Raw genomic sequence first — 13,209 nt, forward strand, 5'->3', positions numbered from 1 at the left:
CGAGGCGGCAAGATGGTGTCGTGAAGCTGGCTCTCATCGGCGGCGCGCTGTTGCTGGTCGGCATCGCCGCGGTCCTCTTCGGCGTCCTCCCCCCGGACGCGGCCGTCGCGGTGACCGAACGCATCCTCCCGGTCCTCGGCTTCGTCACCGCGATCACCGTCGTCGCCGAGCTCGCGACCCGTGTCGGCCTGTTCGACGTGCTCGGTGCCTTCCTCGCCCGCCTCTCCCACGGCCGCACGATCGTGCTCTGGCTGCTCGTGGTGGCGCTCGCGCTCGTGTCCACCGCCTTCCTCTCGCTCGACACCACCGCGGTCCTGCTGACGCCCGTCGTCGTCGCCGTCGCACGAGCGAACGGGCTTCCCCCGCTGCCGTTCGCGTTCGCGACGGTGTGGCTGGCGAACACGGCGTCACTGTTCCTGCCGGTGTCCAACCTCACGAACCTGCTCGCCGCCCACAATCTGGAGGGAGGCACGGGAGCGTTCATCGGCCTCCTCGGGCCGTCCGCGCTGATCGCCGTGATCGTGACCGTGATCCTGCTGTGGCTTCGGGATCGCCGTCGGCTGCGCGGACGCTTCTCCCCCGCCGGATCACCGCAGGTCGCCGACAGGTCGCTGCTGATCGCCGCCGGAGTGATCGTCGCGGTCATGCTGCCGTTGCTGGTCTCCGGCCTCGAACCCTGGATCCCGGCGACGGCCGCGGCCACCGTGCTCGTCGGGTTCGTCGCATGGCGCTCGCCCAGGCTGCTCTCGCTGCGACTCATCCCGTGGCAACTGCTCGTGTTCGCGAGCGGTCTGCTCCTGGTGGCCTCCGCGGCGGATGCGGCGGGTCTGCTCGACCCCGTGTCGAGTGTCCTCAACTCCTCGGACCAGCCCTGGACGGTGTTCGCGGTCGCCGGGGCGGGAACCGTCGGGGCGAACGTGATCAACAACCTGCCCGCCTACCTGGCTCTCGAACCGGCTGTCGCGGCGTCCCCTGTCCATCTCGCGGCCCTCCTCATCGGCGTCAACGCCGGTCCGCTCATCACGCCGTGGGCATCACTGGCGACGCTGTTGTGGCACGAGCGGCTGCAGTCGGAGGGCATCGAGGTGTCGTGGGGACGTTTCATCCTGTGGGGCGCGCTCGCCGCTCCCCTGGTCGTGGGACTCGCCGCACTTCCGCTGCTGTGGCTGCGCTGACCTCACGCCTCGGTGATGTCGAAGTCGGGGTCGTATCCGTCATCCGGTGCCTCAGAGCTCTCGACCGCGCGCAGATGGCGCTCGGGCATCGGGCGGACCCGCTGGAGGTGGGCCTCGAGCTCGGAGCTGTCGACGTCCGGGTCATCGCCGTGCCGTGTGACGGGCACCGAGAGCACATCGTTGCCGAGGCCGACCACGAGCTCGGCGGTGCCCTCCGGATCGATGGGGATGCGCACCGCGGCCGCTTCACCACGCTTGGCGAGCTCCGCCGTCAGTTCGACGAGCAGGCGTGCCACATCGTCGGTGGTCAGAACGTTCTCGCCTGCGTAGGTGATGCGTCTCATGCATCCACCATGCGCTCCCGCCTCCGGCGGCGCGGGGCGGTTGCGACGACCCCCGCGGTGGTCTAGGTACGCGCAGAACCGATGATCGCGAGGCCGCGATCTGAGCGATCTGATGACCGACGACGCAAAGAGGAAGGCGTTTCGGGTGCGTTAAAAGATCGCCATCTTCCTGGGTGTTTGCCCAAGAGCAGGTGAGAATGACCTGCATGCGCTGGGCGAAGAGCGCCCAGCGACCATTCACAGCAGGGATACCACTATGTCTCTTGTTCACATCAGGCGAGGCCGTGTCGGCATCGCGGTCGCCGCTCTGGCCGGCACGGCAGTGATGCTGGCCGCGTGCTCGGGCGGGGGCGGCGGCGAGTCGACCGGCGGCGGCGCGGGCGGCGACCTCATCGTCGGCACCACCGACAAGATCACCTTCATCGACCCGGCGGGCTCCTACGACAACGGCTCGTTCGCGGTGATGAACCAGGTCTACCCGTTCCTCTTCAACAGCCAGTACGGCACCGCTGATGTGACCCCCGACATCGCCGAGTCCGGCGAGTTCACCTCACCGACGGAGTTCACCGTCACGCTCAAGGACGGACTCACCTTCGCGAACGGGCACAAGCTCACCTCGTCCGATGTGAAGTTCAGCTTCGATCGGCAGCTCAAGATCGCCGATCCGAACGGCCCCTCCTCGCTGCTCGGCAATCTCGCATCCGTCGAGGCGCCCGACGACACCACCGTCGTCTTCACCCTGAAGAACGGCAACGACCAGACGTGGGAGCAGATCCTCTCCAGCCCCGCAGGTCCGATCGTCGACGAGGAGGTGTTCTCCGCCGACTCCCTCACCAGCGACGATGACATCGTCGCCGGGAACGCCTTCGGCGGCCAGTACGTGATCGACTCGTACAAGATCAACGAGCTCATCTCCTACAAGCCGAACCCCGACTACAAGGGCGCGCTCGGTGCCGCGGAGAACAGCAGCGTCACTGTCAAGTACTACGCCGACGCCTCCAACCTGAAGCTCGACGTCGCCGGCGGCAACATCGACGTCGCCTTCCGCAGCCTCTCCGCCACCGACGTCGACGACCTCTCGAAGAACGACGCGGTCAAGGTCGTGGACGGCCCCGGCGGAGAGATCCGCTACATCGTGTTCAACTTCGACACGATGCCTTTCGGTGCCGCGACGCCCGAGGCGGACCCGGCCAAGTCGCTCGCCGTGCGGCAGGCGATGGCCGATCTCATCGACCGCCAGGCGCTGAGCGAGGACGTCTACAAGGGCACCTACACGCCGTTGTACTCCTACGTGCCGCAGGGCCTGACCGGCGCCACCGAGCCGCTCAAGGACCTCTACGGCGACGGTGCGGGTGCGCCCGATCTCGACAAGGCGAAGGCTGCGCTCGAAGCGGCCGGCGTCTCGACCCCGGTCACGCTGAACCTCCAGTACAACGGTGACCACTACGGCCCCTCCTCGGGTGACGAGTACGCCGCGGTCAAGTCGCAGCTGGAAGAGGGTGGTCTGTTCACCGTCAACCTCGCACAGACCGAGTGGGTGCAGTACGCCAAGGACCGTACCGCCGACGTCTACCCCATGTATCAGCTCGGTTGGTTCCCCGACTACTCCGACGCCGACAACTACCTCACGCCGTTCTTCAGCGCGGACAACTTCCTCGTGAACCACTACGACAACAGCGAGGTGCAGGAGCTCATCACGGCTCAGGCTTCCGAGACGGATGCGGCTGCGCGCCAGTCCGACATCGAGAAGATCCAGGAGCTCGTCGCCAAGGACCTCTCGACCCTGCCGCTGCTGCAGGGCACGCAGGTCGCGGTGGTCGGCAAGGACGTGGACGGCGCCGTGCTCGACGGCTCGTTCAAGTTCCGCTACGCCCCGCTCCACAAGTAAGACGCCACCGGTCCTCCATCGCTCCGGGCGACGCTGCCGCATCGCGGCGGCGTCGCCCGGACGCGGAGGGAGGACTCCGTCCGTTCGAAGGTTTCCGCATGGTCACAGCGGTAGACGCCGCCGCCGTCGTCAAGCCCGTCGCTCCCCAGCGGGGTGGGCTCTGGCGCTACATCCTCATCAGGCTCGTCCTGATCATCCCCACCGTCTTCATCCTCGTCACCGTCGTCTTCCTCCTGATGCGGGTCACCGGAGACCCCATCACGGCCGCCCTCGGCGGCAAGCTCCCCCCGGCCCAGCTCGCCGAACGCATCCACGAGGCCGGTTACGATCGCCCGCTGATCGTCCAGTACGCGGAGTACATCGGCGGTGTGTTCCGCGGCGACTTCGGCAACACGATCACCGACGGACGCCCGGTGGTCACGATTCTCCTGCAGTACGGGTCCGCGACCCTCGAGCTCGCCCTGTACGCGCTGATCGTCGCCTTCGCCCTCGGCATCCCGCTCGGTCTGCTCGCTGCCTACCGCCGCGACCGCTGGCAGGACGCGGCACTGAGGATCGCCGCGATCCTCGGCTACGCGACACCGATCTTCTTCCTCGGAATGGTGCTCAAACTCGTCTTCTCCGTCGCGCTCGGCGTGCTTCCCGCATCAGGACGCGCGGGTACCCGTACCGAGCTCGCCCTGCAGAGTCTGGACGGCCAGACCGGCATCTACCTCATCGACGCCATCCGACTCGGCAGAGCGGATGCGGTGGGCGACGTCCTGTGGCACGCGGTCCTGCCGGCGCTGGCCCTCGGCATCCTCACGGCCGGCATCTTCCTGCGCCTCGTGCGCACCAACGTGATCGGCACGCTCGGCTCGCAGTACGTCACGAGCGCGCGCGCCCGAGGCGTCGGCGAGTACCGGCTCGTCACGAAGCATGCCTACCGCCCGGCACTCATCCCCATCGTGACCGTCATCGGTCTGCAGATCGCGGTGCTGCTGTCCGGCGCCGTCCTCACCGAGACGACGTTCGAGTGGAAGGGCATCGGCTTCATGCTCTCCGAGTACCTGAAAGCTCGTGACTTCGTGGCCGTGCAGGGCATCGTCGTGATGATCGCCGTCGTCGTGGCGGTCACGAACTTCATCGTCGATGTCGTCGCCGCCCTCATCGACCCCCGAGTGAGGTACTGATGTCCACGGTCCCCGCCCCGGCCGCCGTCACCGACCGCCGCCGTCCGCTGGCCGACAGGCTGCCCGTCCTCTCGCAGCTCCGCCGGAGCGTGGGGCTGCAGCGCGGGATGCTCGTGACCGGACTCGCCCTCACGGCCCTGTTCGTCCTCACCGCCGCCCTCGCCCCGTGGATCGCACCCTACGGCTTCGCCCAGCGCTCGGTCGACGGCCAGGACTTCGGCACCCTCCAGGCACCCAACGCCGTCAATCTCCTCGGAACCACGGTCAGCGGGTTCGACGTCCTGTCGCGGACGATCTGGGGTGCGCAGACAGCCCTGCTCGCCATCGTGTGCGCGATCGCCTTCTCGATCTTCCTCGGAGTACTCGTCGGCCTGCTCGGCGGGTACTTCGGCGGCTGGCTCGACCGCATCCTCGTCGTGCTCGCCGATGCCATCTACGCCTTCCCCTCGCTGCTGCTGGCGATCGTGATGTCGATCGTCATCAGTCGAGGGCAGTCGACGCTCTGGGGCGGCATCCTCGCTTCGGCCATCGCGATCACGGTCGTGTTCGTCCCGCAGTACTTCCGCGTCGTCCGCAGCGAGGTCGTGCGGGTCAAGGCGGAGCCGTTCGTGGAGTCCGCGCAGGTCATCGGCGTGCCCACCTCGCGCATCCTCCTGCGACACGTGCTGCGCAACTCCACCCGGTCGCTGCCGGTCGTCGTCACCCTCAACGCCTCCGAAGCGCTGTTGACGCTGGCGGGCCTCGGCTTCCTCGGATTCGGGATCGAGGCGACGGCCGCCGCGGAGTGGGGCTACGACCTCAACCGTGCGGTCTCGGACGTCACGAGCGGCATCTGGTGGACCGCCATCCCGCCGGGGATCGCCATCGTCCTCGTCGTGCTCGGCATCACGCTCGTCGGCGAGAGCCTCAACGATCTGAGCGACCCGCGGCTGCGCACCCGGCGCCGCGCGGCCCGCCCGCGCACGAAGGAGGCCTCCGCATGACCGACATCGCACGCGTCGACGACCTGAAGGTCACCTTCGCGACCGACGGCGATCCCGTCGTCGCGGTCGCCGGCATCTCGCTCGCCGCCCACGCGGGCGAGGTCCTCGCCGTCGTCGGCGAATCCGGCTCCGGCAAGACCGTGACCGCCAACACCCTGCTCGGTCTGCTTCCGGAGACCGCGACCACGTCCGGGGCCGTCGTGATCCAGGCTCGGGACGGCGGCGAGACCGACATCGTCCATGCGTCCGCATCCGAGCTGCGCGCCATGCGCGGACGCGATGCCGCGATGGTGTTCCAGGAGCCGTCGACGGCGTTGAATCCGGTGTTCACCGTGGGGTGGCAGATCGCCGAGGGCATCCGGGCCCACGAACGCGTGACGCGCGCGGAGGCGCGGCGCCGGTCGGTCGAGATCCTTCGCAAGGTAGGGATCCCCGACGCGGAGAAACGCGTCGACGACTACCCCCACCAGTTCTCCGGGGGGCAGAAGCAGCGGGTCGTCATCGCGATGGCGCTCGTGCTCAACGCGGGTCTGATCATCGCCGACGAGCCGACGACAGCGCTGGATGTGACCGTGCAGGCGGAGATCCTCGAGCTGCTGCGCGCCTGTCGCGACGAGTTCGGCGCCACGATCGTGCTCATCACGCACAACATGGGCGTCGTCGCCGACCTCGCGGATCGTGTCGTGGTCATGTATCGCGGCGAGATCGTCGAGCAGGCCCCGGTGCGCGAGCTGTTCGCCGCACCGCAACAGCCCTACACGCGCGAGCTGCTCGCCGCTGTGCCCCATGTCGGAGCGGGAAAGAGCGCCATGCAGGACCCGGCGACACCCGCACCGGCCGAGCCGCCGGCGGGAAGCCTCGTGGTCGCTCGCAATCTGCACATCGCCTACCCGGGCCGCTTCGGCCGCACGGGGGTCGTGGCGGTTCACGGCGTCGACTTCTGGATCGGCCCGGGCGAGGTGCTCGGCCTCGTCGGCGAGTCCGGTTCGGGCAAGACCACGATCAGCCGTGCGATCGTGGGTCTCACCTCCGTCGTCGACGGTTCGTTGGAGGTCCTCGGGACCGAGATGCGCGACGCGAAGCCGCGTGCACTGGCAGCTCTCCGCCCTCAGGTGGGGTTCGTCTTCCAGGACCCGGCGACCAGCTTCAATCCCCTGCTGACGATCGCCGAGTGCATCGCCGAGCCGCTCGTGGTGCACAAGCGGGTGCGCAACGCCGCTCAGGCGCGCAAGCGCGTCGACGAGCTGCTGGATGCGGTGCGTCTGCCTGCTGCCTACGGCGACCGTTTTCCGCACGAGCTCTCGGGAGGGCAGCGCCAGCGCGCGTCGCTCGCCCGCGCCCTCGCCCTCGACCCGAAGCTGCTGATCGCGGACGAGCCGACGAGCGCGCTCGACGTGTCGGTGCAAGCGACGGTGCTGGAGCTGTTCGCCGCGCTCCAGCGGGAGCTCGGCTTCGCGTCGCTGTTCATCAGCCACGACCTGGCCGTCATCGACGCCGTCGCCGACCGGGTCGTCGTGCTCCGCCAGGGTGCAGTACGCGAGCAGGGAACCACCGCGCAGGTGCTCCTGCATCCGCAGGACCCGTACACCGAGCGTCTTCTGACGTCCTTGCCGGTCCCGGACCCGGTGGCGCAGGCGCAACGTCGCGCCGCCTGGTTGGCCTTGCCGCCCGAAGCCGAGCGCTGAACGGCGTGTGCGGCGGGCTCTGGCCTCCGCAGGGCCGATCCCGGCGCACGCATTCGCTCAGCCGCGCAGGGGGGTGATGCCCTGCGCTGTCCGGGGGAAGGTGGCGAGCACGGCGGGGTCGATGTTGAGATGGGCGGAGACGAGCTGGGGCGGCACGTGCGCCAGCCAGTTGGCGAGGCTGATCTCCTCGTACCTGTCGGCGCGGAAGACCTCGAGGAACTGCAGGACGTCGTCGCCGGTGTTCTCGATGTAGTGGCCGTAGTTCTTCTTGACGACCCCGACATCACCCGGCCGGAAGTCCGTCGTATTGGCGTGCGGACCGGTGGTGAACACGGTCATGCGGGCGGAGCCGCGCAGGTAGTACTGCCACTCGTCCGCGTTGGGGTGCCAGTGCAACTCGCGCATCGACCCCGGCTCGACCGTCACGAGCGCCGCCGCCACGGTGTTCGAGTACGCGTAGTTGGTCGAATCGGCGATCTGCACGCTGCCTCCGGAGTTGTGATACCGGGGCTGGGAGCGTGAGAGGCGGAAGATGACCGGTTCCATCCCCCACTCGACACCGGCCGCGGCCTGGTCGACCGCCAGCTCGGGCGGCTCGTCGCCGGGGAAGATCCAGAGGTTGTGCAGCGGGATGTCGGAGAACACCTCCTGCGCGACCCCGAAGTTCTTCGCCAGGACCTCCGGCGGGGTGTGTGCGAACCAGTCCGTCAGCAGCAGCGTGTTGGACTCCGATTGCTGCCCGTCGTCGAACGCGAGCACGAACTCCGCGCCGTCGGGTCCGAGCCCCTGCAGCGAGTGCGGGGTCCCTGCGGGGAAGAACCACAGATCCCCCTCCTCCACGTCTTCGACCGCGGGCAGTCCGGATCGGCTGAGCGTCGTCACGCGTGCCTTACCGCGGGTCATCACCGCCCATTCGGCGGTCTGATGCCAGTGGAGCTCCCGGATGCCGCCCGCCTCCAGATACATGTTGACCCCGGCGATCTCTTCCGAGATATGGAAGTCGCTGCTGGTCACTTCACGCGCCCATCCTCCACGCTGCACGCGACGCGGCGAGATGTTGAACGAGGACCAGAAGAACGGCTGCGTCGAGATGTCGGTGGCCGGGGCGTCGATCTGGTTGGGGAACTGCGATGCGATCGCCCGGTTCTGCGGGCCCGTCATCACGGCGCTCTGCGGCCGGTCGACCGTGTTGACCTCGCCCTCAGGCGGAAGGTCGGGGTTGCCGAATGATGCAGCCTCGTGATGTTGCGCGGTGCTGTCCGGGGTCTCCATGATGGTGCTCCTTGGTCGCATGAGGTGGATGACGGCGAGTCTCGTCGAGCCGCACCCCGGTTCGGCACCGCGTCGTGACGCAAGCCGCTTCGACGCGCGTCGAGGCTCGTCGAGCCTCGTCAAGGAGCGGGGCGGGTTCCGACTCAGAGCGGATGCGGGCGCCTCACCCCGCTTGTAGCGTCTGCGCGTACCCGCCGCGCCGCCGGGCGCCTCGCGGGCGAGCCCAGGAACCTGAGGAGAACCACCCATGTCCGATATCACCGTCGTCCTCGTGCACGGCGCCTTCGCCGAGTCCTCGAGCTGGAACGGCGTTCTGACCCTGCTGCAGGATGCGGGCATCGACGCGATCGCGACCCCGAACGCCCTGCGCAGCGTGACCACGGACGCGGAGAACGTGCGTCGTCTCGTGGACTCGCTCCCCGGAGACGTGCTGCTGGTGGGCCATTCGTACGGCGGCGCGGTCATCACCGAAGCCGGCGCCGGAAACGAGAAGGTCAAGGGTCTCGTCTACGTGGCGGCCTTCGCGCCCGACCACGGTGAGAACGCGCTCGATCTGACCGGTCAGTTCCCCGGCAGCACGCTGGGTGAGCGCGTGCGCCCGTACCCGCTCGGCGACGGCACGAACGACCTCGTCGTCGACCGCGCGCTGTTCCCCGAGCAGTTCGCCGCCGACGTGCCGCTCGAGGTGGCGAAGCTGTCCGCCCTCACACAGCGACCGATCCGGGACTACGCCCTCGGCGAGGGCCTTCCCGCCGAGACGCCGGCGTGGAAGACGCTGCCGTCGTGGTTCGTCTACGGCACGGGAGACATGAACATCCCCGAGGCGGGCCTCGCGTTCATGGCGGAGCGGGCGGGCTCGCGCAGCACCCGCGTGATCGACGGCGCGTCGCACTCCGTGATGGTCTCGAACCCCGAGGCCGTCGCCGAGCTGATCAGGACCGCACTCGCAGAGCTCGTCTGACTCTCGAGCCCGTCCGGCGCCCGGCATCCGCCGCGCCGGGCGGGCTCGCCGCATCCGACCCGGAGGGAGCGGTTCAGAGCATCATGATCTGAACGAACCCGGCGATGGCCCAGATGGCGAACGCGCCCCACGCGACGAATCCGACGCCGATCAGGACGATCGCCGTGATCGCCGGCCACCGCGGTCGCTTCTTCTTCGCGAGCGAGACGATCGAGAGGACGAGCCCCGCGATGATGGCGGGGACGAAGATCGCGCTCAGGCCGCTCGTCGACATGCCTGTGGTAAGGGTGAGCAGAATCAAAGCCAGGGGCGCCACGGCGAGCCCGAAGCCCACCCAGGGCAGGGCCTCACGGCGTGTCGTCGTCGGTGCGGCATCCATGGTCCGACTGTACCGGCCCGGCAACGGCGACCCCTGCGCGCAACGCACGCCAGTGGACCAGAACGCTGCGACATCTGCACGGTGGATGCGGGATGGAGCACCGCGCTGATCACATGAGAACACATCAGCACCACGCGTCGTGCAGACGTCGCACCGCTCACGCTCGTCGTGCCTGTGGACGAGCCCTGTGCGGCGGAGAACACCTGCCAGACTGTGCGGAACCGCCGCGACGACCGCGACAAGTCAGAGAGCTGATGATGCGCAAGACCGAGATCAGGCGGGCTGGCCGCGTAGCCGTCATTCTGCCGATACTGGTCCTGTGCGCTGCGTGCGCGCCGCGACAGCATGCCGAGCCTCCCGACGTCGTCAGCGCCGTCGAACAGGCGGATTCCCGGGTCGCGCATGCGGATGCGGAGAGCGGCATGAGCGGATTCGCATCCGGATGGGTCGTCGACGTGGCCCTGTCCGGTAGCGATCCCGTCACCCCCGAAGAACTGAGTGGTCTGCTGCTCGCCGTCCGCCACGCGGGTGACGGGAACCCTGATTACGTCCGTCTCTACGCCACCGACGCAAGCGGCTCGCCTCTCGATCTCACTGCGCCCGCCGAGCAGCTCGGCATACGGGTGGGAAATCGTGGCAGGCTTCGGCGTGCTCAGCGACGACATCGAAGCCGCGCTGGGCAGCGAGCAGTGAGCCGTTTTCACCTAACCTGGAGTGCTCCATGAAGAAGAACCGTCCCCTCGCTGTCGCCCTTGTTCTGGCGATTGCGATGTTGAGTGCAGCCTGCACGCCTGCGACGAGTAACTCCGGAAACGTCGAGCCTTCCGATGTCGTCAGCGCCGTGAAAGCCGCGGGTCCGCGCGTCGTGGATGCGTCGGCAGAACGCACCGTCACCGGGCTCTCGTGGGGCTGGCTCGTCGATGCCGTCCTGTCCGGAAACGAGCCCGTCACCCCCGACGAGCTCGGAGCCATCCTCCTCGCGGCCCGCCGTGCCGGCGGTGCCGATCCCAGCGATGTCGACCTGTTCGCCAAGGATGAGAGCGGAACATCACTCGACCTCACCGCGCCGGCCGATCAGCTCGGGTTGAGGTACGCGAACATCGGTGCCGGCATCGGGGTCATGCGCAGCGAGATCGATGCCGTTCTCGGATCCGAGTAGCCCGTTTCTATGGGCGGCACGACCGACCCCGGAAACGAGAAAACCCCCGGATGACCGGGGGTTCTTCGGTGCGCGATACTGGGATCGAACCAGTGACCTCTTCCGTGTCAGGGAAGCGCGCTACCGCTGCGCCAATCGCGCCTGTACAGGCTGTTCAGTTATGGGCGAGGTGGCGACGGGATTCGAACCCGTGTAAACGGCTTTGCAGGCCGGTGCCTAGCCGCTCGGCCACGCCACCGTGTGTGGTTCGACCCACGTGACGTGATCTCCCCGGAGGGAGATCCCCGCACTCGAGCGGATGACGAGACTCGAACTCGCGACCCTCACCTTGGCAAGGTGATGCGCTACCAACTGCGCTACATCCGCATTTCGTTCCCGATCTCTCGGGCACTTGGAAAACATTATCCCAACTCCGACGCTTCGCAAAACCGAGACGGCCCCGCGCGTGTCTCGCGGTCTGGTCAACGAAGCCCGTCCGCATCCGGTATGCTCGATTCTCGGCCCCACGGGTCATGGGCGATTGGCGCAGTTGGTAGCGCGCTTCCTTCACACGGAAGAGGTCATCAGTTCGAGTCTGGTATCGCCCACCATTGAAACCCCCGGTATAACCGGGGGTTTTTGTTCGCTGTCACCTTGGCGCCGCTGTCACGGAGTCCTTCGCCGAAGAACCCGGTATCCGCTGGCAGCGGCGAGGACCGCCCAGAGAGTCCAGAGGATCCATACGCCTGCCACGCCCACAACCGGTTCCGTCGTGCAGTAACTCGCAGCGGGGTCGATGCCAGAGTCGTAACACGCCCCCTGACTGGAGGTGGTGATGAGCAGGAGCACCGCGGCGGCCAAGAGGACGAGCGTTCCCCACACCAGTCCGCGAACAAACGATCTCCGTGTGCGATGGATGCTCTCGCTCATGACCCGAGGCTATCGGCGAACGTCGACGGATCGACATCCCCCTTCGCGCATCCGGACGCCACAGGTCAGGATGGACGCGTGGCCACTCCACCGAAACCGCCGCAGCTGAACACGCTGCACCTCGACGACCTCGCCGACGGCAGCCCCGAGCAGCTGCGACCGGGGACGACGCTGACCGGCGTGAGCCTGGCGGTCGAACGGCACTCCCCCGTCGATCTCACGGACGCCAGAGTCGACGGCGTCCGCTTCGATCGACTCGCCGTCCCCGAACTGCGCCTACGCGGCGCGGGGCTGCTCGAGGTCGCGCTCGACGCGGTGGACGTCCCCGTCATGGATGCTGCTCGCACCGACTGGTCCGATGCGCGCCTGAGCGGCCGTATCGGGGCTCTCACCGCATACGACAGCTCGCTGCGCAGTGTCCACTTCATCGGATGCCGTCTGGGCTTCGTCAACCTGCGCGGCTCGGAGCTGCTCGACGTACAGTTCACGGACTGCTCGATCGACGAACTCGATCTGGGCGAGACGCGATGCCGCCGGGTGCGGTTCACAGACACGCGGATCGCCTCGCTCGAGGTGCCTCGCGCAGTCCTGGTGGATGTGGATCTCCGGGGTGCGACGCTCTCGACAGTCGGGGGCGTCGGCCATCTGTCCGGCGCCACGATCACCCCCGAGCAGGCACTGCAGCTGGCGCCCCTTCTCGCGGCGCACGTCGGGATCTCGATCAGCGACGACTGACGATCATCGCCAGCCGAAGCGCGCGCGCAAAGCCTCGGCGACGCGACCGAAGCGCCCCGCGTCCAGCGTGGCACCCTCCCGGCGCAGCCCCGCGTGGGAGACGCTGTAGAGCTGATCGATGTCGGCCCACGATGGTCGGCGCTTCGGGTCCCACCCGCCCGCCCCCAGAGCGATATAGGCATCGGAGCCTGGATGCGCGCGACTGGTCAGCTTGACCGCGTAGACGCGGTCGCGGCTCTGACGCGCAACGACGAGCACAGGACGGTCCTTGCCGCGCCCGTCACGTTCGGCGTACGGCACCCACGTCCACACGATCTCCCCCGCATCCGGGATCCCGTCGGGGCGCGGCGCATACGCGAGCCTCAGACGGCCTACGGAACGAGGATCCACCTCGTACGTCTGAGTGGACGCCGAAGGCCGTACCAGGCGCAGGACACCGCGGCCGAGGCGGGAGAGCAGACCCATCGCGCCAGCCTATCCAGGCTGAAGGGTGCTGCAGATGCCGAAAGGAGAGGGCGCCGCGGTGATCCGCGACGCCCTCTCCTGC

At 68.2% G+C, this 13,209-nt stretch carries 13 protein-coding genes and 4 tRNA genes; 10 read left to right on the forward strand and 7 right to left on the reverse strand.

The genetic code is table 11. The features are described from left to right. The first annotated feature begins 20 nt into the window (after positions 1–20). Positions 21–1,175 carry an SLC13 family permease gene (locus QE374_RS01910; RefSeq protein ID WP_309731716.1) on the forward strand — a complete coding sequence of 385 codons (1,155 nt, stop codon included), beginning with the start codon at positions 21–23 and terminating at the stop codon, positions 1,173–1,175. 2 nt (positions 1,176–1,177) lie between these two features. Here the strand turns inward: QE374_RS01910 and QE374_RS01915 are convergent, their stop codons facing one another. Further along, on the reverse strand, positions 1,178–1,519 hold the full coding sequence (locus tag QE374_RS01915) for a hypothetical protein (protein ID WP_309731717.1): 342 nt from the start codon (positions 1,517–1,519) through the stop codon (positions 1,178–1,180). A 256-nt stretch (positions 1,520–1,775) separates the two neighbouring features. Here QE374_RS01915 and QE374_RS01920 point away from each other — a divergent pair, with 256 nt between their 5' ends. The 4 genes from QE374_RS01920 (at position 1,776) to QE374_RS01935 (ending at position 7,247) form a co-directional block, all read left to right on the forward strand. Continuing rightward, positions 1,776–3,407 (forward strand): ABC transporter substrate-binding protein, encoded by a 1,632-nt coding sequence (locus QE374_RS01920; RefSeq protein ID WP_309731719.1) that lies wholly within the window; start codon positions 1,776–1,778, stop codon positions 3,405–3,407. Between the two features lie 98 nt (positions 3,408–3,505). Then, positions 3,506–4,579, forward strand: a complete 1,074-nt coding sequence (locus tag QE374_RS01925) for an ABC transporter permease (protein ID WP_309731721.1) — start codon at positions 3,506–3,508, stop codon at positions 4,577–4,579. Continuing rightward, positions 4,579–5,562, forward strand: a complete 984-nt coding sequence (locus QE374_RS01930) for an ABC transporter permease (RefSeq protein WP_309731723.1) — start codon at positions 4,579–4,581, stop codon at positions 5,560–5,562. Before QE374_RS01925 ends, QE374_RS01930 begins: the two co-directional genes overlap by 1 nt. Beyond that, the gene (locus QE374_RS01935) at positions 5,559–7,247 is read left to right on the forward strand and encodes an ABC transporter ATP-binding protein (protein ID WP_309731725.1); all 1,689 of its coding nucleotides are present in this window, start codon (positions 5,559–5,561) and stop codon (positions 7,245–7,247) included. The genes QE374_RS01930 and QE374_RS01935 overlap by 4 nt, the downstream gene beginning before the upstream one ends. 57 nt (positions 7,248–7,304) lie before the next feature. Here QE374_RS01935 and QE374_RS01940 read toward each other — a convergent pair whose 3' ends face one another. Next, the gene (locus QE374_RS01940; protein ID WP_309731726.1) at positions 7,305–8,519 is read right to left on the reverse strand and encodes a cupin domain-containing protein; all 1,215 of its coding nucleotides are present in this window, start codon (positions 8,517–8,519) and stop codon (positions 7,305–7,307) included. Positions 8,520–8,766: 247 nt separating this feature from the next. Between QE374_RS01940 and QE374_RS01945 the strand changes: the two genes are divergently transcribed. Beyond that, positions 8,767–9,480 (forward strand): alpha/beta hydrolase, encoded by a 714-nt coding sequence (locus QE374_RS01945; protein WP_309731728.1) that lies wholly within the window; start codon positions 8,767–8,769, stop codon positions 9,478–9,480. 73 nt (positions 9,481–9,553) lie between these two features. Here QE374_RS01945 and QE374_RS01950 read toward each other — a convergent pair whose 3' ends face one another. After that, on the reverse strand, positions 9,554–9,859 hold the full coding sequence (locus tag QE374_RS01950; protein WP_309731730.1) for a hypothetical protein: 306 nt from the start codon (positions 9,857–9,859) through the stop codon (positions 9,554–9,556). Positions 9,860–10,116: 257 nt separating this feature from the next. On the opposite strand from QE374_RS01950, the gene QE374_RS01955 reads away from it, so the two are divergent. Both QE374_RS01955 and QE374_RS01960 read left to right on the forward strand, forming a co-directional pair. Continuing rightward, the gene (locus QE374_RS01955; RefSeq protein ID WP_309731731.1) at positions 10,117–10,584 is read left to right on the forward strand and encodes a hypothetical protein; all 468 of its coding nucleotides are present in this window, start codon (positions 10,117–10,119) and stop codon (positions 10,582–10,584) included. Then, on the forward strand, positions 10,581–11,018 hold the full coding sequence (locus tag QE374_RS01960; protein WP_309731732.1) for a hypothetical protein: 438 nt from the start codon (positions 10,581–10,583) through the stop codon (positions 11,016–11,018). The genes QE374_RS01955 and QE374_RS01960 overlap by 4 nt, the downstream gene beginning before the upstream one ends. A gap of 69 nt (positions 11,019–11,087) precedes the next feature. Here the strand turns inward: QE374_RS01960 and QE374_RS01965 are convergent. From QE374_RS01965 to QE374_RS01975, 3 genes are all read right to left on the reverse strand, one after another. Then, a tRNA-Val gene (locus QE374_RS01965) sits at positions 11,088–11,159 on the reverse strand. Between the two features lie 26 nt (positions 11,160–11,185). Then, positions 11,186–11,256: transfer RNA gene (locus tag QE374_RS01970), tRNA-Cys, on the reverse strand. Between the two features lie 55 nt (positions 11,257–11,311). Further along, positions 11,312–11,384: transfer RNA gene (locus QE374_RS01975), tRNA-Gly, on the reverse strand. A 148-nt stretch (positions 11,385–11,532) separates the two neighbouring features. On the opposite strand from QE374_RS01975, the gene QE374_RS01980 reads away from it, so the two are divergent. Further along, a tRNA-Val gene (locus QE374_RS01980) sits at positions 11,533–11,608 on the forward strand. Between the two features lie 397 nt (positions 11,609–12,005). Further along, entirely contained in the window at positions 12,006–12,662 is a 657-nt protein-coding gene (locus QE374_RS01985; RefSeq protein WP_309731733.1) for a pentapeptide repeat-containing protein, read from the forward strand. Between the two features lie 3 nt (positions 12,663–12,665). Here the strand turns inward: QE374_RS01985 and QE374_RS01990 are convergent, their stop codons facing one another. Beyond that, positions 12,666–13,127 carry a type II toxin-antitoxin system PemK/MazF family toxin gene (locus QE374_RS01990; RefSeq protein ID WP_309731735.1) on the reverse strand — a complete coding sequence of 154 codons (462 nt, stop codon included), beginning with the start codon at positions 13,125–13,127 and terminating at the stop codon, positions 12,666–12,668. Between the last annotated feature and the right edge of the window lie 82 nt (positions 13,128–13,209).

The sequence above is a fragment of the Microbacterium sp. SORGH_AS_0428 genome (assembly GCF_031453615.1).
Taxonomy (GTDB): Bacteria; Actinomycetota; Actinomycetes; order Actinomycetales; family Microbacteriaceae; genus Microbacterium.